Raw genomic sequence first — 24,581 nt, forward strand, 5'->3', positions numbered from 1 at the left:
CAATGGACAAAAAGGAGCTATATCAACTATTAAACAAATCCAAAAAAGGAATTCTCACCCCTCAGGAACAAGCGAAGCTTGACCAGTGGTATGCCGACTTTGACGTCACAGCCAAAGACCTCGATGTATTTGCAGACGGACGGCACGAAAAGGAAGTACGCAAGCGACTGTTGGATAGAATATTAGATAACGTACCGAACACACGGTCCCGCACGGTCTTCCGGATTCGCAAGCCCATTCAATGGGCGGCGGCAATCTTATTGGTGAGCGCCGCTACGCTCCTTTACTACCAAAGACTCCCTCACCGGATGGCATCGCGCCTGGCGGAAAATCATCAAACAAGCACAGCCCCAACGGGCAAGCTTCTAAACGTCCGCCTGGAGGATGGTTCCGAAATTCTCCTCAACGCCGGATCGACCGTGTCCTACCCCAAACAGTTTGCAGGAGGCATCCGGGAAGTCTATCTGGAAGGCGAGGCTTTCTTTCATATCGCTCCCGATGCGGCGAAGCCGTTTATCGTCAAGACCGGCAAAATGGACATCCGCGTGCTGGGCACTTCGTTCAATGTGCGCGCACACCCGAATATGGACCAAGCGAAAGTAACCGTTGCTACGGGCAAGGTGAGCGTGGAGGCCAACGGAAAGACCTTAAGCCTGCTCAATCCCAATCAGGAGATAAGCTACGACAAAGAAACCACCCAATTTGAGGTCGCTAATACCGATGCTAAGCTGGCCACTTCGTGGCAAACCGGTGAGATACGGCTCGATGGCGTATCCTTCCAGGAGCTAGCCATCGTTATGAAAAACACGTGGGGAATGACACTAGAAACCAGCAGTGAACGGCTGAAATCCGCAAATTATAAAACGACCTTCCATGCTACGAACCGCCTCGACGATGTCATGCAGGTGATCGGAAAAATGACGAATGTAAATTATGAAATCAAGAACCAAAAAATCGTACTGTATGAATAAATAGACAAAGACAAAACAAAAAAACGGAAGTTGCTTTGAACAACTCCCGTTAACGGTAATCAAACGCTACTAACGTGCCGTGGAAAGTTTGTTAGAGCGTTCTAGTGATCAATGGCATTGTATAACCATTAAACAACATTCAAATTTATGAAAAAAAACATCAAGACGATTATGAGAATCACCTCAATAATCATCGTGGTAATCGTAGGCTTTAGCAGCATGGTCTTTAGCACGGAAAGCCGTGCCCAAAATCTGAATAAAATCCGCATAACGATTCGAATCGATAATGAAAGCATGGCCGAGGTGCTAGGCAAAATAGAAACCCTGTCGGGCGTGCCTTTCTCATATGAAAAAAGCCTGCTCAATAAAATTTCAGTGCCGGCGCAATCCTTTCGCAAAGAAACATTATCGACGGTATTGGACCGCTTGCTTACCAAAATAGGCTATGATTATGAACTGATTAACCATAATGTGGTCGTCGCCCCGAAATCCGAAGTGCCGACCGTAAACCCTGCGCTCGGCGGTATTCACCCAGCAGGCCGATCGCAGGCCGGCCCAGAGCAGGCCCTGCAACAGCTCCTAATGAATCGTGGCGAACTTACCTATGCCGAAAAGCCGCAGCGCCAGACCGTCACCGGAAGCGTACGGGATGAGCAAGGAAACCCACTGGCTGGGGTATCCATCGCCGTCAAAGGTAGCAACCGTACCGATGTAACCAACGGGGAGGGAAACTTCAGCATTGCCGCTAACGCGGGCGAAGTGCTTGTCTTCTCATTCGTCGGCTTCCAATTGCAGGAAGTGACGGTTCCCGTTTCTTCGACCCTAGACGTCGTGTTGATCGCCGATATGCAAAACCTCAACGAAGTAGTCGTTGTCGGTTACGGCACGCAAAAGCGGGTCAACCTCGCCGGGTCAGTATCTTCCATTACCGGTGATGAAATCACCAAAACGCCCGTGGCGTCTGTGTCAAACACCTTAGCAGGGCGTCTTCCCGGATTGATCACGTTACAATCCACTGGCCTGCCCGGCTCCGACAATGCGACCTTGAAGATCCGCGGCTTCGACGGCCCGTTGGTGCTGATCGACGGCGCTGAAGGCAATATCAACGCCATCGATGCCAACGAAATCGAATCCATCTCTGTATTGAAAGACGCTTCGGCATCCATCTACGGCGCGCGGGCGGGCAACGGGGTGATCCTGATCACCACGAAACGGGGACAGACGGGAAAACCGACGCTCACACTCAATACCTCCACCACTTGGCAGGGGATTACCAATATGCCGCGCATGGCTTCTTCGGGCCAGCTGGCGGAAATGCGGCGCGAAGGACACATCCAGGGCGGCCAACCGGAGGCAACGGCACCTTATACGCCGGAAGAAATCCAAAAATTTTACGAAGGGGGCGACCTGCAATACCCCAATACCGATTGGTACGATCTGCTGATCCGGACGTGGTCGCCACAACAGCAGCATAACCTCTCGGTACGGGGCGGCAGCGAAAAAATCAAATACTATGGGATGCTGGGCTACCTCAAGCAGGAGACGTTTTTCAAACGTAGCGATGCCGGGTATCAGCGGTATAACCTCCGTTCCAACATCGATGCGACGATCACCGAAGGACTCACCGCACGGATGGACCTATCCACCTCGATTGGTATGCGCGATTACACCACGCGGAATCTGGACGACAATATTTGGGGCGACTTCTGGAATACCCAACCCATGTATCCGGCCGAATTTCCCGACAAGGATAAGATTCCCTACGCCGAAGGTGGTGGTACCGGCGGTGCACACATCACGACCGACCGCGAGTTATCTGGCTACAGCGACCGCCGGAGCCAAGACCTCCGGGCCGTATTCGAACTGGCTTACGACTTCCGCCCCATCCCTGGCCTGAAGGCGAAAGCGCTGGTAGACTACAAGCAGAATTATGCATCAACCAAAAACTTTTCCAAACCGGTTCCGTTCTACCGGTATGACTTCGCGGCCGATGTATATACCCATGCGGGCGCTTTCGGCAGCACAGCGAATCTCTCCTACAACCTGCCCAGCGGGCGGCAAATCCTATCGCAGGGCTCCCTGGCATACGACCGAGTGTTCAATGACGTACACGATGTGAGTGTACTGGCGCTGTTTGAGTCGACCGACTATTACGACGACTACGTTTCGGCCGCCCGTTCAAATTTCCTCACCCCTGAAATCGACCAGATGCTGGCCGGCAGCACCGAGGGAATGACCAATAATGCAGGTACCACCGAGATGGGACGGATGAGCTGGGTGGGACGTCTGAACTATTCGTTTGACAACCGGTACATCGTGGAAGCCACCTTGCGTGCCGACGCTTCTGCCAAATTCCCGCCCGCTACGCGGTGGGGCTACTTTCCCGGTATATCCCTCGCCTGGCGGTTGGAGCAAGAGGCCTTCCTCAGCGACTTTCACGCATTGGACGCCCTGAAGCTGCGTGCCAGCTACGGCGCCTCCGGCAACGACAACGTGGGCAACTTCGCCTACATCACTGGATACGACATCAGCAGCTCGGCAACCGGAGGCTCCTACCTCTGGGGCAGCAGCCGATATCCGGGCATTCTTTCCAAAGGCCTGCCAAACCCGAACCTCACCTGGGAAGAGCTGAAGATCTACAACGCGGGAACGGACTTCTCGTTCTGGAAAGGACAGTTCTATGGTTCAGTTGACGCCTTTTACCGCCAACGCACGGGCATTCCGGCCAACCGGCTGATCACACTGCCCTCCACCTTCGGGGCATCCCTGCCTGCGGAAAATCTCAACAGCACCGACACACGCGGCTTTGAGGTAATGCTGGCTACCCGGAGCCAAGCAGCAGACCTACGCTGGGACATCCGTGGCAACATCTCCTGGGCGCGCTCGAAATGGATTGACTACGAAGAACCCGACTACGTGGATGCCGACCAGAAGCGGATTAACAAAAAATCGGGCCACTGGACAGATCGCACGTTCGGCTACCTATCTGATGGCTTGTTTACCAGCCAAGAAGAAATCGACAACCTGCCCTACGACCAGGATCTGCGGGACAACACCACCTTACGCCCCGGCGATGTCAAATACCTGGACTCGAACAGCGATGGGGTGATCGATTGGAAAGACCAGGTCGAGATCGGCCAGGGTACCGTTCCCACCTGGATTGTCGGGCTGAATCCTACCTTCCAGTATAAAGGATTCGATCTGGATTTCCTATTACAGGGTGCGCTGGGATTCCATGTCGTTGCCTCCATCAATGGCAACTCGGAAGAATTTTACAACAACCGCTGGACGGCCGAAAACAACGACCGAAATGCGATTATCCCTCGTTTGGGCGGCGCATCCGCTAATGGGTGGCTATCGGATTACCGGCTGGTGAAAGGCGATTACCTGCGTTTGAAATCCGTCAATATCGGCTATACATTCAAAAAGGAATTGTTCGGATCGGTGGGCATCCAAAGCCTCCGCCTCTTCGCCTCGGGCGTGAATCTCTTCACGGTCAGCGCACTCAACAAATATGCCCTCGACCCTGAAATGCCTTCTGGCAGGGGATCCCTGTACTATCCGCAACAGCGCAACCTGTCGTTCGGACTGACACTCATCCTCTAGGGCTAGATAAAAAAACGTAACATTCAATTAAAACGAACAGATGCAAACGTTAGCTAACCATAAAACGAATTCTATAGGCCGGGTGCTCATCCCGTGTCTTTTGGTATTTTTTTCCGCCTGTAACGTGCTGGACAAAGAGCCCTTGGACGTTATTCCCGAAACCATCGTATGGAATGACGAAAAGCTGGTAGATGCCTACCTGACCGGCGCCTACCTCAATACCACCGTGCTCCATAACGAAGCCGATGACGTACACAATTCGGGCAAGCCTTTTTTCTCGATCTTCTACGTCAATAATGTGAGCGATGAGTCGAAGTCAACGTCCAACTTCTCGGGCAACGCCTACCAATTCAAGGTGAATGGGCTCAAGATCAACGGCGGACTGCTGGAATATTGGGAACGGCCTTACAAAGTAATCCGCACGTTGAACGAGATCATCGAAAATCTGCCCTCCTCCACGGTAAGCGAGACCTTCAAAACCCAAAAGATCGCCGAAGCGCGATTCCTCCGGGCCTTCAACTATTTCTACATGGTGAAACGCTATGGGGGATTGCCGCTGATTCTGAAGGTACAGCAAGATACCGACCCACAGGAAGCGTTATATCCTAAGCGCAACACCGAGCAGGAGGTGTATGATTTTATCATCGCCGAGGGCAAGGCCATCCTAGATGACCTTCCGGAAATCGACGACACCAATTGGGGCCGCCCTTCCCGGTATGCGGCACTTGCGCTCATTTCACGTGCGGCACTTTATGCCGGTAGCATTGCTGCATACGGCGAAGTTGACTTGGGAGGCACGATCGGTATTGAGCGCGGACAGGCAACGCGGTATTACGAAGCGTCCCTGGAAGCTTCCTCACAGATCATCGATGGCGGACAATTCCAGCTTTATAACGACAATCCCGACAAGACCGCCAATTTCAGGGAGCTTTTCCTCACCAAGCGCAACACTGAAGTGATCTTCGCCGTGCAGCATGACGGAAGCGATAAGGATTACGCTGGTGCCGGCTGGGCTTATGACTACTTCCAATGCCCCTTCCCCAACGGCTGGGCCAACGGTATCCACGATGCGCCTTACCTGGAGTTTGCCGAGGCATTTGAATACATCGACGGTAGGCCGGGTACGATCGATTTTGATGACCTACAAGGGCAACTGATCACTACCGGCGAGTTGTGGGCCGGTAAGGATCCGCGCTTTTTGGCCACCGTATACACACAAGATACGAAATGGCAAGGACGTAACCTCGACTTTTACAACGGTATCCGACAAGAGGATGGCACGGTATTGACCACCGGATCCTATAAAGGCGTGCTCGCCAATGGCGACCAGAAAGTTACCCAAACCGGCTTTGGCGTACTCAAATACCTAGATGAAAAGAAAGACAATGGCAACAGCTCGACCGCCGGCATCTTCGGCTCCACTCAGGATTTTATCGTCTTTCGCTATGCTGAGATATTGCTCAACTATGCCGAAGCGGCCTATGCCCTAGGCAGGGACGATGACGCACTGGATGCATTGAATCAGGTGCGCAAGCGGGCAGGCATCTCACAATTAACTTCTTTAACGTTAGCGCGTATCCAAAACGAGCGCCGTGTCGAACTCGCGTTCGAAGGCCACCGCTATTGGGACCTCAGGCGTTGGCGCATTGCGGAAGATTACCTATCCCGCAACCAGAGCGGCATCCGGTATATCCTGGATTACACCACCCGCAAGTTTTTGGTGGAAAAGCGGCTGAACCTGGATGGTGCCGTCAACCCGCCCATCTTCGAGGAGCAGCATTACTACTTCCCGATCACCCTGGCACGTACCGCTAACAATCCCAACTTAGTTGAAAACCCCGGATATTAAATAGAAAGCAGCCATGAACATAAAATTCCATAACCTGCTTGCCTTGATCCTCCTGCTGGTGGGATCTATCCATACGCAGGCGCAGCAGTTCACCCTACCGGTATTCCCCGATTCGCAAAGCGAAATCGACGGAAATTACCGCATGTTTGAAAGCCAGTTCGATTGGATCCTGGCCAACAAGGACAAACTCAACATCCCATTCGTCCTGCACGTAGGAGATGTGGTTAATTTTGATAACCTTTCGCAGTGGGAAACCGCCAGCTTGCAGTTTGACCGGTTGGACCGGGCAGGTATCCCCTACGCAATTTCGCTGGGAAACCACGATACCGAGGCCGTGGGTGAGTACAGCGGCAGCGCCGCACCGGGCAACGTAAATCAAAATTTACGTAAAACCGCCAAGTTCAATTCCTACTTCCCGCCCTCGCGGTTTATCGCCCAGCGGGGCCGGTACGAAGCCGGCAAAAGCGACAACGCCTATTACACCTTTCAGACGGAAGGCATCAACTGGCTTGTCATCTCCTTGGAATTTTGCCCCCGCCAAGGCCCCATCAATTGGGCAGGCGACGTGATCAAAGCCCATCACGAATATAATGTCATCATCCTGACACACTACCACCTTACGGGCAAAGGTGAAATCGCCGACCGGAATGCAGGGTATGGCGACTTCAGTCCGCAATACATGCACGATCGACTCGTGAAGGTATACCCAAATGTCCGTTTCGTATTGAGCGGACATGTGATGAGCTCAGCGCTGAAGATCGGAAAAGGCGATCAGGGAAACACCTACTACCAGCTGCTTCAAAATTACCAGAATGATGATTTCGGTGGTGGCTACCTCCGCCTTTTACACTTCGACCTGGAAGAGAAGACAGTCAGCGCAGAAATGTATTCGCCCTATTATAAGGACACGAAGGCAGACAGCTCAACGTATCAGCTAACAGATTTGGATATTGTCCGTCCGAAGATGCCACGTAACTAGCACAGCACAAAAACCGACGGTTGCCGAGCATTTTCGGCAACCGTTTTTGCTTACCGACACCCTGCCGTTATACCCTACAACTGCTTCACCCAGAATTTACCTATTTACTTTGGATAGCGCCGTAACCAGGTCTGTTGGCCGAAACGGCTTATTCAAAATATCCAGAATATTCATTTTCGCCAACTTCAACCTCGTCTCGGCCATGATGTCTGCCGTCAGGATGATAATCTGGATATCGGGGTATTCCCTGCAGATGATTTCCGAAAGCACGTAACCATCCATTCTGGGCATGTGCAGGTCAACCAACGCGACGGCATACGATGCGCTCGCCAAGTAGCGGAGCGCTTCCTCCCCGTCTGCTGCACAATCGGGAACCACCCCGAGCTCTTCCAGCTGTTTCCGGATCACCGTGGTACTGATGGGGTTATCCTCTACCAGCAATACGTGCATGTCCTTAAGCTTTCCTTGGCGGGCCGTTGGACCCGATGGAAGCCGCTCGGCACCGGTGGCAGCTGCCGCCAATGGAAGTGCAAACTGGAGGTCAAAGCAAAATTCCGCTCCATTTCCGGGCGAGCTCCGGAGTCGAATATGACTCTTGTGCAACTCAATAAGCCGCTTGGTAATCGTCAGCCCCAGCCCAAACCCTGTGTATTGCTGATTAGGCACCTGGATCAACTGCCTAAAATCTTTAAAGATTTCCTCGTGGTAAGCCTCCGGAATACCAGGCCCCGTGTCCTTTACCGAAAAATGCAGGGTGACCTCGGTATTCGTGTGCGACAATCCCCGCACTGCAATCGTAACATGCCCTTCGTCCGTATGTTTGATGGCGTTACTGACCAGGTTGTAAAGAATCTGACTCAAGCGCGTCGGATCGGCCATAATCTGGCGCGGAACAGTCGCATCGAGCTGTGCGACTACCGCAATACCCTTCGCTTCGGCCATCGCTTGAAACTGATTCTTGATATTTTCGATCAATTCAAACAGATTAACCACCGCCCGGATCAGCCGCAATTGCCCGCTTTCCATTTTATTGAAATCGAGCACATCGTTAACGAGCCGCAGCAGGTGTTCTGACGAAAATCGTAAGTTGTTTATCGTTTCTTCCTGTTCCGTTGAGCTACGCTGTTTCAGGTGGTTACTGGAACCGATGATACCTACCAACGGCGTACGGATCTCATGGCTCATCACCGAAAGAAAGTCCGACTTCACCTGTGCCGCTCGTTCGGCCATCTCTTTGGCATTCAACAACTCAATGGCTTCCAGCTTCTCCTTGGTGATGTCCATCAGTGCGCCGCGCAACCGGACCACCTGGTTATTTTCCACCACGGGTACAGCCCGCACCCGTACCCATTTGGCCTCTTGCTGTGGGGTGTTTACCTGTAGTTCCATGGTATAGGGTTGCAGGTCCGCCCTGCACTTTTCAAGCGACCGAACGACCACTTCGCGGTCAGAAGCTGTAAAAAGAGGAAGATTTGCATCAAATTTGGAAAAATCAGCATTCTCCGGGAGCCCTAGAATCACGTACATCTGCGCTGTCCAGGAAACGTTACCGGAGATAAGATCATACTCCCAGCCTCCCGTACGACTCAGCTGCTGACTGATATTCAGCAACTCGTTACTCCGCTCGATTTTGGCTTGGGTTTCTTGTAAGGCGCGGTCCCGTTCAACCTCGGTGGTGATTTCCCGGATGGCTATTGCCAATCGCTGCTCTTTCGGTTTCCCCCTCAGTTCAATCGGTACGACCATCAACCGGTACCATTTTTCGATGGATGCATCAATATGCCGATATTCGAAGGTTGCACGTTTGCCTGTGCGGATCGCCCGATTCACCGGATCTGTAAAGGCGGGTGCTCGCTCCTTGCCGAAAGCATCCGTTATGGTCGTACCCAGAAAGCGCTCCTTCGGCATAAAGAGCTTAGATTCATCCGATATCCAGACATTTTTGAAGACCTGATTGCCGTCTATCTCAAACACAATATCCTCAATGAGGCCCATCATGGCGTTGATGCGGCCAAAAAGTTCCCGATACGTTGTATCGGCCGGCTCGGTGTGATATGAGGCGCCATGGACATCCGACACATCCCGTACATACATAACAACATGGGATACGCCGCTGTGCTGTTCAACCATTAAGCGTAGGTCGGCGCAACAATAACGCGTGCCCTTTTGCGGATGTGCAGTAGCAAATTCGCAGTAGCCTTTTTGTTCCAGACCCGTTACGAACGCTTTCAGTGTGTTTAGGATTTGCTGCCGCTCTTCGGCGGGCAGGGAGCCTGTCCATCCGAAGCCCTGCATATATCCATCGGCCACCCCAAAAATCTGGCAACAGGCTTCGTTGGCAAATAAACATTTGCCTTCGTGATCTGCCAATAAAACGCCGATAGGCGCGTCCTGCAACAGGCGCTGAAAATCAGTGATGTGGCAACCTGGCAACTGCGCTTCCTGCATAATGATAAAATGTCATAACTCGAATCCAAACAAATCTAAACAAAAAACCGATCATATCTTCGAGCTTGCCACGGTTAATGGCTGTCCCACATTTTTTTGTTCATAATCCACCGGTTTTCTCTATTTTAGACGCCGTTCCAATTCAACGAGGAGCCTATATTATGAGTAAAAAATCAATTTTCGTTAAAGACGGGGTGAATTACACGACACCCTTCATGGCAATCAGCGCGCTGTTTCTTACCTGGGGAATCGCACACGGGTTACTGGATACACTCGACAAGAACTTTCAGGAGCTATTGCATTTGAAAAAGTGGCAATCAAGCTTCATACAAGTTTCACTCTATGGAGCCTATTTTTGCACGGCCATACCCGCTGGTCTGTATACCAAAAAATACGGCTACAAAAAAGGAATCATACTCGGGTTGACCCTTTTTGGAATCGGCGCGCTACTTGCAGCGGGCACAGCACCGCTACAATCGTTTATCCTCTTTTTATTTTGCCTGCTTGTTATCGGCGCAGGCTTGGCAACACTGGAAACCGGGGCCAACCCCTACACCACCAAGCTGGGGCCTCCGGAATCCGCGGAACGGCGAATCAACATTGCTCAGTCTTTCAATGGCTTTGCCTGGGTGGTCGGCCCGCTGATTGCGCTGTCTATTTACGGCAATCGCAGCCATGTCGAAGGGGAAAAAATGATCTCCATTATCCTACCCTTTGCCCTTATCGGATTATCCGTTCTTGCCATTGCTTTTGGGTTTTCCCGGCTAAAGCTGCCTAAAATAGATGAGGAGGATTTAATGCACGCACACGGCGCAGCTCCAACACCCGGTGGCGATATGGAAATTTCAGATCCTTCACACCCTGCTTATATTTCCAAGAAGCCGCTATGGAAAAACAGACATTTCAAACTGGGTGTTGCTGCACAGGCTTGCTATGTAGCGGCCCAAACCGGCGTTTTCAGCTACCTGATCAATTTTGTTACGGATCATGACATGCACCCCAGATTTGATGTGCAATACGGCCCTTATTTTTTGTCCCTCGGCTTCTTCCTGTTTATGATGGGCCGTTTTTCAGGCAGTGCGCTGATGCGGTATGTTAAGCCTCCCCGTATGTTGGCTTGCTATGCGCTATTGGTATGTATTTTATTGCCTATCGTATCGTTGAAGCTGGGTTGGGTTTCATTCGTTGCACTCTATGGCGTTTTCTTTTTCATGTCCATTATGTTTCCCACCATCTTTGCATTAGCCATCCGGAGCTTGGGAACCCACACCAAGCAGGGCGCTTCTTTTTTGGTTATGTCAGTGGGCGGCGGAGCCATATTCCCGCCGTTGATGGGCTATGTTTCTGATATATACGGCATGGCAGCAGGCTTTTTTGTCCCGATTCCGTTATTCGCATTCATAGCCTATTACGCCATCAAGGGCTATAAAATCAAGGCTTAGCAATAAAGTAGCTGTGCAAAATGAAAACGGATTTCTCATTTTGCACAGCTACTTTACTTGTAAAGGACGAACCTCCCCTACTTTCCCATGACCAACCGGGTCTGTGCACCGCCGTCGGTCAGCTGTACAAGCAGCGGCCCCTCCTTGCGGAGATTGCGGTCTACCGCCAGTGTAATCTGATGGGTCCCCTGTACAAATGAAGTGGTGAGTTTGCCACTTTGGATAGCTATGGCTTTTGCATCCGCCCAGCCGGTAATGCCGTTCGCGTCGTTAAAGCTCAGTGTCACATTACCCGGGGTAAGGACTTCCACCTGGAACTTCACAACGCTGTAGCGTTTGTCGCCGCCGGCTTCCAAAACAGGCAGCTCGCTGATGGGAAGTGCTCCGGAAACCGTACTGTAATGAGCAGACCCCGCCGGTTTATTGTCTTTGGAAACACCTTCGATACCGTCCTTTTTAACTCGTTGCAACACATCCTCATTGGCCGGCAAAACTTCCCAGCGCCTCACAAATCGTTCCGTGGGGACCCTAAAGCTGCCAGACGTACCCAGTTTGGAGAGGAAATTTACCAGGTCGATAAACTCCTGCTTATCGAGGCTGGCTGTCAGACCCGGAGGCATGAGCGAACCCGGTATTTTTTCCCTTGTCTTCACATTGTCTTTCGGGATAGCCACCTCATTGCCGGTCACATCCCTTACGACGATCTCACCGGGTTTATCAGCGACGAGGTATCCCATCAGTTCACTGCCGTCTGTGCGGACCACACGCTGCAATTCAAAACCCTCTTTGATGGATTCTGTCGGATACATAATGGATTTGATGATCGTTTCAGCCGGCGAACTGGTTCCGAGGCTGCTCAGGTCGGGACCGATCTGTCCGCCCGCGCCGCCGATCGCATGGCACGTCAGGCAGGCAAGTTCCCGTTTGCGGAAGATGAGTTCTCCTGCAACCGGATTACCGGTTTTCTTTGCTTCGGAAGCCAGTTCTTTGATCTGATCGGGCTTGAGGTCCTGCGGCATGCGTTCAGCCGGCAATACGCCACCGGACGCTTCCAGACCCTGAATCAGTAATTTGACCTCCTCCTTTTCCCGGCGGTTCCAGGGAATAGATTTCCGTAGGTGCTGCCGCGCTGCTACCGCCACCTCTTCCGGTATGCGGATGGCCACCAACACATCGGCCAGTGCCTTGGTCCGTCCACTATCGGCTAGAAACGCATCGAAGACCTCCTGCCCTTGCTCGGGATTATCCAGTTTGCCCATCAGTTCTGCCCCGATCTTGGCCGCAGCGGGTGCATTCAGGTAAGCCAGTTGTGAAACAGCAACCAAACGGAGGTCCAGCGGATGCTGTCCCGTAGCCAGGTTTTTTAGAAGCGTTTGTGCCGCTCCCGGATTTATGGACCTCAGCGCGCCCATGGCAGCTTTTGCATAGGTACGGTTTTCGTGGTTTACCCCTGTTTTAAGTTGCGCTTCCAGCGACCTGACTTTCAGGGCTCCGGCTACTTTCATCGCCGCGATGGCAGAAGCTTCGTCAGCACCCGCAATAATCGGCTGGAGGCGCCCAAGCTGGCGGTTCGCTGCCACCTGCCTTTCGGATGCAGCGCTTTCCACGGCAGCGAGCTCTGCTGAAACATCCCGCTTCTGCTCCGAAAATCCGGTGACGGCAACGTCAAGGACGTCGTTCAGGTCGTCCACCTGTCCACGTTTAGCGATTGCCGATAGTGCATCTTTCTGATATTGCTGTGGAACCTGACCCTTTTTATATAGCTGTGTTAGCAGGGTGATAGCATCGGCGCTGGCTGCCGACTTCAGCGCATAGGATGTTTTCGCGGGATTCCCGAAGAACTCCGGGTCGCTTTTCACGCTGGCGAGCCATTCGGGCTCAAGCTGCCGCAAGGTTTGCCATAACGCAAAGTTAAGGAATTCGTCCATCGGCTGGTCCAGCACATCCAGCGCAGTTTTAGCAGCCGTAGCACTGCTTAGTTTCCGGAGTGCAATCACCGCCTCGAGACGCACCTGTGGGTGAGGGTCTTTGGCCGCTTTCTGCAGGATGGCATCCAAGTTTGTAACCTTATTATGCCAGAGCTGTAAGGCCCGTAGCGCTCCGGCCCGCACTTCGTGACTCTGGGCATTCAATAAGCTTTCCAAAAGTGGACCATTGTAGGTGTCAATCGCCTGGAATACCCACAGACCTTCGAGCTTCAGCCGCTCGTAATCGTCGCTTTTTTGGTCGAGGTCATCGATCCAGCTTTGCAGCGGCGCAGCCACTTCGTTGGCTCCTCTTTCCTTCAGCAGCTGCCGGGCCTGTCCGCGTGTCCACTCTTCGGGCGCTTCCAGCGCATCCAGCAGGTCATCGACCGATGCGCCCACCAGTTTGGGTTTCTTCACCAACGATCTTTTTTTAGCGGTAATGCGCCAGATCCGGCCGTGTTCCTTGTCGCGCCGGGGGTCGTGGAAGTCGACCTCGCCATGCTGGATGATGGGGTTATACCAATCGGCAATGTAAATCGCACCGTCTGGGCCGACCGAGATATCTACCGGACGAAACGCAACATGATCGGTCCAGAGCAGATCAGGCATCTGCTTGGAAGCATATCCGCTGCCCTGCTCCGCTAGTTGGAAGCGATTAACACGGTTGGCCCGAAAATCATTTGTTATGAGACTGCCCGCCCATGATTCCGGTAGATGCCTTCCGGAGATGATTTCCAGCCCGCAATGTTTGGGTTGTCCGGGATTCAGTCCGCGAAGTATTTCTTCGGCACCCGGCGACGTAAGAAACGTAGCCCCCGGGAAGGCGTAATTGATTCCCTCTTCGCCGGCTCCGTCCGTGAGGAACGATTGCCCATATTGGTCAAACCGCAGCCCCCAAGGGTTCACGAGGCCCTTTGCATACACATCCAGTTCGAGCGTATGCGGGTCAAGCTTCCAGACCCCACCTCCCTCAAGCCGTCTGATTCCCCAGGGGGTTTCCACATGGCTATGGATGTAAATCGATTGATTAAAATACATCCTCCCTTCGGGGCCCCACCGGAAGGTGTGGATGAGGTGGTGTGTGTCGGCCGTTCCAAACCCGCTTAGTACTTTTCTTCGGGTGTCTGCCTTACCGTCGCCGTCGGTATCCGATAGATGGAGGATTTCGGTGGCGTTTGCCACATACACCCCGCCATCGCCCGGTAGTACGCCGGTGGGCTGAAACAGGCCTTCTGCAAAGACCGTCGACTTGTCGGCAACGCCGTCACCATCGGTATCTTCCAGGATGAACACTTTGTCGTTTGGCTCCTCGCCGGTTTTAAGCTGCGGGTACGCCGTACTGCTGATCACCCACAACCGTCCCTCGGCATCCCAGTTCATTTGGATGGGTTTCACCACAAGCGGTTCGGAGGCAAAAAGCGTTACTTCAAAGTCTTCATCAATATGGAACGATTGAAGTTCATTCCTGGGATCGTCGGCGGGATACTCTCCATGCTCGTCCGGGTTGCCCGAGCAGGCGGCCAGTAGCAGCATCGGTATAATCAATACTCCCGGAAAGGTCGATAACAAACGCATCGGGCTTATATCTATTGAAATCACAGTATTCAGATTATGTTTATGTTTGTCAATTATTGTCCTTTTTGGAGATTCAGTTCATACGTTTTGATAACCGGCTTCCGGTGCAGTTTAATTTGCGCTTCCAGCTGGGCAATAAGCGGGTCCATATCGTCTAAATCCCGCTTGTTGTTACCCTGTTCGTACGACCGAAACCCCAGAATATACGTCCGGTTTCGGGGGCGGTATTGCTGAAAGAACAACGTATTTTTTTTGACAATGTAGCCACAGACTTCCGCGGCCTGCTGCTGCGAAGTTTCCTGGTCAAGTACGACACCCTTTGCCCAGTCCGCTTCCGATGCCGTGATCAGTTTCCGTCCGTTTTCCGTTAACGTATAATGTCCCTTTTTCAGGCCGTTTACCTGTACGGACACGGCCGCTTTGGCGTCGGGCTTCCCCGAAGCAGTTGCGGGGAAGGGAAGCACGGGCTCTTCCAGGCTGAAAACAAGCTTGTCCGGTCCGCTTGAAACGATTTTCGCGGGAGCGTTAGCCGTGGATTCCCCTGCGTTGATAGTTACCGTTAACCCGCGGGAAGGCCACCCGAACGCCTGTTCGAGCACCTGGGCCAGGTAACGATAGCCCGCTTCATTCAGGTGAATGCCGTTGTCGAGAAACAAGGCATTTGTATTTTCGTCAATGGGCGTATAAATGTCCACGTACCTTTTTTTGCGCTTCGAGGCAAGCGCCGCGATCGCGTCTGCATACAGGCGGAGGTTCTTATTCTGAGTAATCGTATTTTCCCGGTTGCCTGCGAGCTTTACGGGAATCGTTGATAGCAGGATCGATTGCGCACCCAGGGCATCGACCGAGTCAAGGATTGCCCCGAGCCCCTTGACGAACTCGCCAAGTCCCGCTTCTCCCTTTTGGGATTCGACCCCGCCGTACGCAATCAGTACATAATCGGGATGGGTGCTCCTGATCTGCTGGAATAGTTGCTGATAGGGGGTGGGTGGCGTGGTAAATGTACTTCGCGCTTCCGCGAATACATCGTCGCCGGTCCAGCCCAGGTTCCGGAACGTCAGATCCAGATCGGGCCAGCGGCTGGTTATGGCAAATTCAAGGTATCCCTTTTCCAGTTCGTTTTCGAAGAGCGAGCTTCCCAGGAAAACGATTCGCTCGCCCTGTTTGAACGTCAATGGGGAATGGTTGCCTTTATTTTGTGCCGGAAGCTGGAAACAAGTGCCGGCCAGCAGCGCACAGATTAATCCGCTGGCCAACAGAAATGATTTTATATTTAACATTCGGGACTGATTAACGATTTATTTACAAACTTAGCGGAAACTTACTCAAATCCCTCGTTGAAAAATACCCAGAGGCCATCTTTTCCGGCCACCACAATATCTTTTCTTCCAGAACCTCTCAGGTCGGCCACATCCATATAAATACCCGTGCCTTTACCCACACCCGGAGGGCCGTATGCGATGACATTCTTGGTGAACGATTTGCCATCCCAGGTGAAGTAATACAAACCGACGTCATCGTGTGCACCCGGGTCACCGTCGTTATGCGCCCGGTAGCGTTTGCCGGTGATCAACTCCGGTTTCCCATCGCCCGTGATATCGGTCCAGACCAATTCGTGGTACTGGGAAGCCGTATCGTCGATCAGGTGTTTCTTGAATGAGCGCTTTCCACCGGTTACCTGCTGTTCGTACCAATAGATCCCATAGTCATGCGCCGTACCCGCAATCAGGTCGTTTTTGCCATCTCCATTCAAGTCGGTCACTAGGATGGGAATACTGGCATGCGCCCCCATATCAAAATCTTGATGAAACACCCACTGGTTGTTTCCCTTGTTTTCTATCCAACCATTTTTGACAACGAAATCGCCTTTTCCGTCGCCGTTGATATCGCCATAGCCAAGCCCGTGACTTTTATAATCTCCTATCTCGTACCTTACAAATTTGCCTGGGCCTTCCAATTTAAAATAATGAAGCGGTGAATTGGGCGTATTCGGCACAATTTCCACCACCCCGTCGTTATCCAGGTCCCATGCCCGCACGGTTTCTACATTGCCTACTTTCGCGATTTCATGGGCCGGCCATTCGCTGTTCGTCCCTGGGTTCTCGTGCCAGCGCAATGCCTCACCGAACCAGCCGCCGGTCACAAAATCCATGCGTCCGTCTTGGTTCACATCTAAGGGAATCGTAGCGAAGTCGTCGAAGTATTCCGCAAATGCGGGCTGATCGCCCAGTCTGACGCGCTTGCGGAAGATGGTCTTGGCGTCACCTTCGTTGAGGTAATAAAAATCGCCCGAAACGAGATCCGGTTTGCCGTCGTTATTCACATCGATTACTCCGACCGATTCAAAACTTTCGGCCGCGACAAAATACGGGGTGAATTTTATCTTTTCGTGCTGCTGGGCCTGCAGGAGTGTGGTCGCAATGCCACACAACAAAGAAGCTAATACGGTCGTCCGAACCCATCGATTACGCGTATTATTGAAAAAAATGAACATCATATAAACATCATATATAAACTAGTTAAACCAACTTTTTTTCAATACCCCGGGTTTTGCGTCAGATCCGGATTCACCTGAATTTCCAGGAATGGAATCGGAAATAGCAGATCGTTCTGATCCACTTGGTAACTCGACGAACTCAGGTAATAATAAGCACCGTTTGATTTTAGTTTGGCCCCGTAGGCATTCATCACATCGATTGCATTGTCCGTTCTGACCAGATCAATCCATCGTTTATTTTCAAAAGCCAACTCAATTCTGCGTTCCTTCAAAATGGCTGCCCGCAAGCCTATCTGATCTGAAATTGCGATGTCACCTAACCCAGCCCGTCTCCGTACCCTATTGAGCAACTCCTGTGCTTCTACCGTCTGGTTTTGTTCATTAAGTGCCTCGGCCAGCATTAAAAGCACCTCTGCATAGCGATACACCGGAAAATTCTGATTGCTCTGACCAAAAATAGAATGGCTATGCTGATACTTTTTAATGTAAGGCAGATTCACATACGAGGTGTCCGATATCGGAGACGCACCCGTATAAAACCCGATCGAAGCGCTGAACCGTTGATCGGCTTCCCGATCCTCGTAAGCGGCCAATAAATCTTCCGTTGGAATATTCCACCCCGACCCGGGAACGTTTTGGGAGCCTTTGGGGCCTTTCGTCAATTGCGCATGGTCCGGTGTCAGGGGGATAAAGAAATAGGGAAACGTACTATGCAAATTCAAGGACGTTCCTTCCAGGTATTGTATTTCAAAAATCGATTCGGCGTTATTTTTGTTGGCAGGATCGTAAATGGCCGCATAACTAGCTAGTAATTCGTAGCCTGTTACCTGCCTCAACGCTTCTTCGGCCTTATCCCATTCTTTCCGGTTCAGAAATACATCTCCCAACAGGGTCCATGCGGCACCCGATGTAGCCCTTCCCGCTTCCTGTTCGGCTTTGTTGAGCAGCAGTTCGGCGGCAGCTGTCGCATCTGCCTGAATCTGTGCATACACTTCCTCCGTAGTAGCCCTGGGCAAGGAAGCCGTTTCCAGGTCCTTAGCGGGTGTCAGGGGCAGCGGCACGCCGCCGAAAAACTTCACCAGGTCAAAATAGCTCAATGCGCGTAAAAACAAGGCTTGCCCTTTCAGGTTATTTTTGGTCGCCGGTTCCAGCGTAGCATCGTCAATGACATCCAGTACCTGGTTGGCCCGGTTAATGATGTCGTAGTTGTGGTAATATTTATTTTGAGTCACCGTGTTCTCAGATCCATTCAGGAAATCCGCCACTTCTTCGGGGAACGGAAGGCGATAGTCCACGTTGTAAAAATAGTGGGTGTTATCCGAGCGCATTTCTCCCATCGCCCAGCTGGATTGGTCGTTATATAGCCCTTGCAGCGGTGCATAAATCCCATCGACCGCCTGCTGAAAATCCGATTCGGATTGGAAAAAGTTTTCGGGAGTTACTTTACTTTGAGGGGCAATGTCCAAGAAGTTTTCACAGGATGTTAGCCCTAGCGAAATCACACTTGCCAATACTGTTATTTTTATCTTCATTTTGATAATCTCCTTTAAATTAGAAACAAATGCTTTAGAATCCAATATTCAACCCCAACGTATACGTTCTTGGCACCGGATAGGATCCGCCATCGATACCCAGCTGGGTAGAAGATTGGCTTAAACTTACCTGCGGGTTAGAACCCGGGTAATTGGTAAAGACATGTAGTTGTTGCACACTTCCATATACCCTAAATCTGCTAAAGAAATCGGATTTGTTGGTCGGGATGTTATATCCCACCGTCACGTTATTGATGGAAATATGGCTGCCATCGTACAGCATCTGGGTGCCCCACCAATCCCGTTCAAGATAGGTCGTGCCTGCAGCTAGACTTCCATAGCGGCCGCTGCCCGGATCTTCGGGTGATCTCCAGTGGTCTTTTACATTAGCCAACACGTTAAACACCCCATCCAGGTTGGTCAGCGTCTGCTCAGAACCTCGAAGTATCTGATTCCCATAGGTGCCGGAAAGCGTCATAGAGAAATCAAAGTCTTTGTATTGAATCCGGTTGGTCATCCCAAACACGAAGTCAGGGTGTGGATTACCGATGATGGTTGCATCTTCCACCGTAATCTCGCCATCCTGGTTTACGTCTCTGAATTTTGCCGTGCCTACTTGGGAGCTGCTGTGTTTGGGTGAACTGTCAAAATCTGCCTGGTTTACGTACACACCTTGATGGTCCATTCCATACAACATCCCTATTGGCTGCCCTTCTTTGGTAATGTGGGAACCACCGATCAGGTCGCTTCCCGGGCCGGTGATGATTTCGGAGGTCCGGGTGCCCATAGACGTCACCAGGTTCCGGTCAAAAGAGAGATTGAAATCGGTATCCCAGGAGAAGTTTTTCCGCTTTATATTGGAAGAGACGATGGACATTTCATGCCCCCAGAATTTTAGATCGCCAATATTGGTAGAGGTAGTGGAAAATCCGGATGCTCTGGGTACGCGTACATTAAATAGTAGGTCGTTGGTATATTTTTGGTAGAAGTTATAGGTAAGCCCCAATCGGTCGTTGAAGAAATTGATGTCCAAACCGAGGTTGTATTCCTTATTGTTTTCCCATCCGATGTATTGATCTGCCAGGTTGTCTACCCTTCGTCCCGCACCAATGCGGTTACCGAAGACATAATTTGCGGAAGAAACCGTGGGAATATGGGTATAATTACCGATATCGAAGTTACCCACCACTCCGAAACTTGCGCGGAGCTTTAAAAAGGATATGGGCTCCACCGCGTCCATAAACCCTTCATCGGAAACAATCCATCCCAAAGACACCGACGGGAAATTCCCCCATCTGTTTTCTTTTCCGAATCTGGAAGAACCATCTCTACGAATGGACGCAGACAACAGGTAACGTCCTTTGTAATTGTAATTTACCCGAGCCAAGAAAGAGGCCAAGCTCCATTCCTGGATGTCGCTATTAGCCTCAACGGTTCCTGCTGCCCCGATGGTCTGCACCTTGTCATCCGGATAGTTGTTCGCATTGATACTGCTGGCGTCCTGCCGGAATCGTTGCGCTGTAAAACCTGCCAATGCGTCCAGGTGATGATCTTCCCCTAGGTCGGCTCGGTAATTCAGGATGTTTTCATTAACCCACGACAGGTACGAACCTTGGTTGAGATAAGCGAAGGGGATGGTATATAATCCCACACCACGGGTACCGGTGGTCGTGCCGTTAAAGTTAAAATCGCGGTTATCTCCTTTATCAATATTTCCGGAAGTTTTGAACGACAGCCCGTCGATGATCTCATATTCCACAAAGAGGTTGGCCAAAATCCGGGTATTTTTATTATCCACCACCTTATCCTCTAATGTCCTTACGTAATTGGGCGTAGGGAACATACCAGATGAGGACGCCGTGAGCGTAAGACTCCCATCGGGATTCCGTAAAGGGGCCAGCGGGGAAGTCTGTAACGTTTCGTTAATGATACTGCCCACACCATCCACTCCGCTGTTGGTATTCCTCGAATAGGTCGGTGCGATATTCAATCCGATATTCACTTTTTCATGAGGCCGGAAAGCCGAATTGATACGGAGGGAAACCCGGTCATATTTGGAAGCAACCACTACACCTTCCTGATTGAAATACCCCGCGGTTGCGGTCGTACTGAATTTCTCTCCGCCCGTACTCAGCGTGACGCTGTGATCGTGGATACCCGCCACACGGGTCAATGCATCGTACCAGTTTGTGCCTTCTCCGTATTGGCTGGGATCCTGGTATTCCGGATCAACGGGTTGTCCCCTGAATTCAGCCATTTCTTTTCTCCATTCGGCAAATTCCCGGGCATTCATCATGACCGGCCTGCCGCGGTTAGGAATCTGCTGTATCCCCGCGAAACCGCTGTAGTTTAGGGTTGTTCCACCCGGTTTCGCTTTTCTCGTCTCAATCAGTACGACACCGTTAGCAGCCCGTGAGCCGTACAGTGCCGTTGCTGCCGCATCCTTCAGCACGCTGATGGTTTCGATCTCATTGGGATTAATGTTGCTAATCCCTCCGGTAATGGGGTTTCCATCCACGACAAACAAGGGCGAGGCACCAGCGTTAATGGATGCCGCTCCCCGGACCCGGATATTCATCCCGCCACCAGGCGTTCCTGTGGCCTGTGAAATCTGAACGCCGGCCAGTTTACCCTGTAATTTCTGAGAAAACTGTGCCACTGGTAGGTCTGCGAAATCTTCTGCACCGACTGTCGACACGGCACTAGACAGCTGCCGTGCGGACTGTGTTCCATAGCCTACTACCACCACTTCCTCCAAATCGCTCACCGCGGTTGTCAAGGTAATGTTTACCGTTTGCGAAGTACCGATGGCCTGTTCCGCCGCGTTGTACCCTACCATGGAAAACACCAAGCTACCCGCCCCGTCTTCAACAGCTAGGTTATACCTACCCTCTGCGTCTGTGGTGGTGGCCATTGAGGTACCCTTGAGCGCAACGGTGACTCCCTCAATGGGCCTTCCAGTCTCGTCGGTTACCCTACCGGTAACGGTGCGCTGCTGGCGCACCGGGGCGCTATCTGTTTCTGCGGGTGGCGCTGGCGGCGTTCCGCGTCTTACAATGATCGTCTTATTTTTAATCGACCAAACCAGTCCCTGGTTGTCTAAAATCCTATCCATGGCATCCGAAAGCTCCACCTGCTTCAGGTCGATGCTTATGCGCTTAGCCGCAATTTGGTCGCCACGGAAGAAAAACAGATACCCCTGCTGCTTCTGTATTTCCCTCATCACATCCCTCAACGTGGTGTTCTGGAGGTTCAGCGTAATCTTCTGTGCCTTTGTTTCGGCGATCGCCTGAAACGTACATAAGACAGTCAAGAATACTGCAAGTTTCATAATGCGTAATAATCGGTAACTAAAGAGCCAAAGTGACCCTTTCGCACATTGCGTAAAAATCATAAATTTGTCCTGTTTGGATGGTTAAAAAATCGGTTAACGACTGCTGCTACGTCAAGGCAGGGCCGGTCCAAGCATTCCGACCGGATGGTGTCTCCAGCACCGTCCGGTTTATGATGGATTACCGCCCCCAATGATTATCATTACTTACGTTTCATCTATCATTTTCATTTTCTCATTTTTGGTCTTTATTGGTAAAACTGGTTAACATGTATCTTTGTAAGGCTACTCGCCAATCACCATCAGCTGATTAACGCCTCCCGATCGGACGAGCCTGCACTGCAAACCACTTTCCTTCAGGATCACCAACGCGTCATGCAGAGTCCCGCTGCGGTCTATCATCCCAAAAAAACGGGTAGACGGTACCTTTCCCCGGTACACCACGTCGATATCATACCAACGTTCCATTTGATCGAAAGCAATTTGCGGAGCCACGCCGTCAAAATAAAAAAAACCTTCTTTCCAGGCGGTGTACTGGGTTACATCGACTTTCTGGACACGGGTTTGCCCACCCTCAACGGTGGCCTGCTCCCCCGGAGCGAGGCTCCGTATAGCCTTCGATAGCCGGTTGACGATCTGTACCTTCCCTTCCACTAAGGTTGTGTGTGATTTGGGATCATCCGGATAGGCGGAAATATTGAACTCCGTACCCAGCACGCCCACTTCCTGTCCCCGGCTCCTTACGATAAAGGGCTGCTTGGTATCAGGGGAAATTTCAAAATACCCCTCGCCTTCAATTTCAACAACCCGTTGGCCTCCGGTAAACCGGGAGGGGTATCTGAGCACAGAAGAAGCATTGAGCCACACCCGGCTGCCATCCGGCAAGGTAACGGCATACATCCCGCCCCTGGGGGTTGTCAATGTGAGTTGTTCTGCTTTTTCGGTGTTCAAGCGCATAAGGGCCTCCGCTGCTCCATCGGCGTAGGAAATCCGATCGTTATCAATGACGATGCCTTCCTGTGCTTCATCCAATATCACTGTGCGGCCATCCGAAAGGCTGAGGATAGCTTTATTTCCACCCGGCAAAATCTCTTCGGCATTGACGAATTGTTGATCGACCGTCTCGGATTGCCGGTCGCCCGCGGTCAGCCAGGTGATAACAACAGCCACAACAGCGGCAGCCGCGTAAGGAAGTAAGCGGATCAATACAGGGCGCTTACGCTTGGATGTCTGGATTGGTTCCATCGATCCAATATGGTGGCTAAGTCGGTCACTTACCCGCTTGTTGATGGAAGCGACTTGCCCGGGATCGATACTATCGGGGATCGGTTGGTTGAATTCATCGATGATCAGCCTTACAAGTTCGTCTGACTCCTCGGGGAGTTGAAAATACCGCAGCAACGCATCAATCTCTTCGCGCGTGGCCTTCCCTTCGAGATAGGCGCGTAAGAGGTGTGCTGGATATTGCTTTCTTTCCATCGATTTTTTCGTACCCTGTTTGATTACCTGATACGGTTCTGAACCTGATACGGTTCTGATCAAAAATCCAGTGCAGCGTGAACGCAATTATTTTACAACTTACTGTAAATGAGTGCAAAATAATTAAAACAGGAATAATATAAGCAGTATCATGACTTCGGCACTGCCGGCTAGGTATTCTTTTAGCAGCGCATTGGCTCGCTTGATGTGGGAGTTGACGGTATTTTCGGAGATGCCAAGGCGACCGCTGACTTCGCGGTAGCTGAGACCTTCGACCTTGCAAAGAATATAGACGTTACGCTGTCTTTCGGGCAGCCTATCCAATAGACGGCTTAACAGATCGCTGTTTTCTTTACGGATAAGCTCCGTCTCGATGTGTTCATACCCTTCGGATACAGTCTGGTAAAATAGGGCGCGTATTCGCTTGTCATGCATGGCCCGTCGAAAGAGATCGCGCGCATTGTTAATGGCAATCTGGAAAATATAAGCTTTGAGGGGTTTGTCTGGGTCAATCCGTTCCCGATGCTCCCAAAGACTGAGGAAAGTATCCTGCACGAGTTCCTCAACCAGCTCAGGAACTTTCAGCAAGCGTAGCAGGTGCCCGGTGATGATCGGGCTATAGCTGGAAAACAGCTTTCCAAACGCCTCGTGATCACCCTCACGCAGCCGCAGCAGCATCGCTCTTTCGTTTGTCGGATTAACCGTTTCCATCATACCTTACGAGCAAATGTAAGGATAATTACCCTTAATAACAGGGCCTTCCGTGGTCTTCTGCACGCTCCGAGGGAGTTCACACACAGGATGGTACAGGTTGCAGCACCCGATTGGCCTAGCGCGGAGCCTGTCGGTTTCATCCAAATGCGAAAAAATAACGCACTCTTAGCACGACGGTGCGCAAATACTCC

At 51.5% G+C, this 24,581-nt stretch carries 13 protein-coding genes; 5 read left to right on the forward strand and 8 right to left on the reverse strand.

What is annotated here, in order from left to right; translation table 11 throughout:
• The first annotated feature begins 2 nt into the window (after window positions 1–2).
• From BMZ56_RS08950 to BMZ56_RS08965, 4 genes are all read left to right on the forward strand, one after another.
• Window positions 3–971, forward strand: a complete 969-nt coding sequence (locus BMZ56_RS08950; RefSeq protein WP_090626213.1) for a FecR family protein — start codon at window positions 3–5, stop codon at window positions 969–971.
• A 147-nt stretch (window positions 972–1,118) separates the two neighbouring features.
• A complete protein-coding gene (locus BMZ56_RS08955; RefSeq protein ID WP_245893142.1) occupies window positions 1,119–4,577 on the forward strand; it encodes a SusC/RagA family TonB-linked outer membrane protein in 3,459 nt (1,152 codons plus the stop codon).
• A gap of 40 nt (window positions 4,578–4,617) precedes the next feature.
• Window positions 4,618–6,426, forward strand: a complete 1,809-nt coding sequence (locus BMZ56_RS08960; protein WP_090626214.1) for a RagB/SusD family nutrient uptake outer membrane protein — start codon at window positions 4,618–4,620, stop codon at window positions 6,424–6,426.
• 13 nt (window positions 6,427–6,439) lie between these two features.
• Window positions 6,440–7,405, forward strand: a complete 966-nt coding sequence (locus BMZ56_RS08965) for a metallophosphoesterase (RefSeq protein WP_090626215.1) — start codon at window positions 6,440–6,442, stop codon at window positions 7,403–7,405.
• 96 nt (window positions 7,406–7,501) lie between these two features.
• On the opposite strand, the gene BMZ56_RS08970 is transcribed toward BMZ56_RS08965, so the two are convergent.
• Window positions 7,502–9,853: a PAS domain-containing hybrid sensor histidine kinase/response regulator gene (locus BMZ56_RS08970; RefSeq protein ID WP_090626216.1), complete on the reverse strand. Its 2,352-nt coding sequence runs from the start codon at window positions 9,851–9,853 to the stop codon at window positions 7,502–7,504.
• A gap of 161 nt (window positions 9,854–10,014) precedes the next feature.
• Here BMZ56_RS08970 and BMZ56_RS08975 point away from each other — a divergent pair, with 161 nt between their 5' ends.
• Window positions 10,015–11,295 (forward strand): sugar MFS transporter, encoded by a 1,281-nt coding sequence (locus BMZ56_RS08975; RefSeq protein ID WP_218146521.1) that lies wholly within the window; start codon window positions 10,015–10,017, stop codon window positions 11,293–11,295.
• Window positions 11,296–11,372: 77 nt separating this feature from the next.
• On the opposite strand, the gene BMZ56_RS08980 is transcribed toward BMZ56_RS08975, so the two are convergent.
• From BMZ56_RS08980 to BMZ56_RS09010, 7 genes are all read right to left on the reverse strand, one after another.
• Entirely contained in the window at window positions 11,373–14,837 is a 3,465-nt protein-coding gene (locus tag BMZ56_RS08980; RefSeq protein WP_090626217.1) for a PVC-type heme-binding CxxCH protein, read from the reverse strand.
• A gap of 53 nt (window positions 14,838–14,890) precedes the next feature.
• Window positions 14,891–16,117 (reverse strand): GDSL-type esterase/lipase family protein, encoded by a 1,227-nt coding sequence (locus BMZ56_RS08985; protein WP_090626218.1) that lies wholly within the window; start codon window positions 16,115–16,117, stop codon window positions 14,891–14,893.
• A gap of 41 nt (window positions 16,118–16,158) precedes the next feature.
• A complete protein-coding gene (locus tag BMZ56_RS08990; protein ID WP_218146522.1) occupies window positions 16,159–17,334 on the reverse strand; it encodes an FG-GAP repeat domain-containing protein in 1,176 nt (391 codons plus the stop codon).
• 38 nt (window positions 17,335–17,372) lie between these two features.
• On the reverse strand, window positions 17,373–18,866 hold the full coding sequence (locus BMZ56_RS08995) for a RagB/SusD family nutrient uptake outer membrane protein (protein ID WP_090626220.1): 1,494 nt from the start codon (window positions 18,864–18,866) through the stop codon (window positions 17,373–17,375).
• 34 nt (window positions 18,867–18,900) lie between these two features.
• Window positions 18,901–22,197 carry a TonB-dependent receptor gene (locus tag BMZ56_RS09000; protein ID WP_218146523.1) on the reverse strand — a complete coding sequence of 1,099 codons (3,297 nt, stop codon included), beginning with the start codon at window positions 22,195–22,197 and terminating at the stop codon, window positions 18,901–18,903.
• 285 nt (window positions 22,198–22,482) lie between these two features.
• Window positions 22,483–23,676, reverse strand: a complete 1,194-nt coding sequence (locus BMZ56_RS09005) for a FecR family protein (RefSeq protein WP_143072886.1) — start codon at window positions 23,674–23,676, stop codon at window positions 22,483–22,485.
• 123 nt (window positions 23,677–23,799) lie between these two features.
• On the reverse strand, window positions 23,800–24,390 hold the full coding sequence (locus tag BMZ56_RS09010; RefSeq protein WP_090626223.1) for an RNA polymerase sigma factor: 591 nt from the start codon (window positions 24,388–24,390) through the stop codon (window positions 23,800–23,802).
• Between the last annotated feature and the right edge of the window lie 191 nt (window positions 24,391–24,581).

It is taken from the genome of Parapedobacter indicus (assembly GCF_900113765.1).
GTDB lineage: Bacteria > Bacteroidota > Bacteroidia > Sphingobacteriales > Sphingobacteriaceae > Parapedobacter > Parapedobacter indicus.

Coding starts and splice junctions, on each gene's coding strand:
- BMZ56_RS08950 (WP_090626213.1), top strand. CDS start 3: ATGGACAAAAAGGAGCTATATCAACTATTAAACAAATCCAAAAAAGGA.
- BMZ56_RS08955 (WP_245893142.1), top strand. CDS start 1,119: ATGAAAAAAAACATCAAGACGATTATGAGAATCACCTCAATAATCATC.
- BMZ56_RS08960 (WP_090626214.1), top strand. CDS start 4,618: ATGCAAACGTTAGCTAACCATAAAACGAATTCTATAGGCCGGGTGCTC.
- BMZ56_RS08965 (WP_090626215.1), top strand. CDS start 6,440: ATGAACATAAAATTCCATAACCTGCTTGCCTTGATCCTCCTGCTGGTG.
- BMZ56_RS08970 (WP_090626216.1), bottom strand. CDS start 9,853: ATGCAGGAAGCGCAGTTGCCAGGTTGCCACATCACTGATTTTCAGCGC.
- BMZ56_RS08975 (WP_218146521.1), top strand. CDS start 10,015: ATGAGTAAAAAATCAATTTTCGTTAAAGACGGGGTGAATTACACGACA.
- BMZ56_RS08980 (WP_090626217.1), bottom strand. CDS start 14,837: ATGCGTTTGTTATCGACCTTTCCGGGAGTATTGATTATACCGATGCTG.
- BMZ56_RS08985 (WP_090626218.1), bottom strand. CDS start 16,117: ATGTTAAATATAAAATCATTTCTGTTGGCCAGCGGATTAATCTGTGCG.
- BMZ56_RS08990 (WP_218146522.1), bottom strand. CDS start 17,334: ATGATGTTCATTTTTTTCAATAATACGCGTAATCGATGGGTTCGGACG.
- BMZ56_RS08995 (WP_090626220.1), bottom strand. CDS start 18,866: ATGAAGATAAAAATAACAGTATTGGCAAGTGTGATTTCGCTAGGGCTA.
- BMZ56_RS09000 (WP_218146523.1), bottom strand. CDS start 22,197: ATGAAACTTGCAGTATTCTTGACTGTCTTATGTACGTTTCAGGCGATC.
- BMZ56_RS09005 (WP_143072886.1), bottom strand. CDS start 23,676: ATGGAAAGAAAGCAATATCCAGCACACCTCTTACGCGCCTATCTCGAA.
- BMZ56_RS09010 (WP_090626223.1), bottom strand. CDS start 24,390: ATGATGGAAACGGTTAATCCGACAAACGAAAGAGCGATGCTGCTGCGG.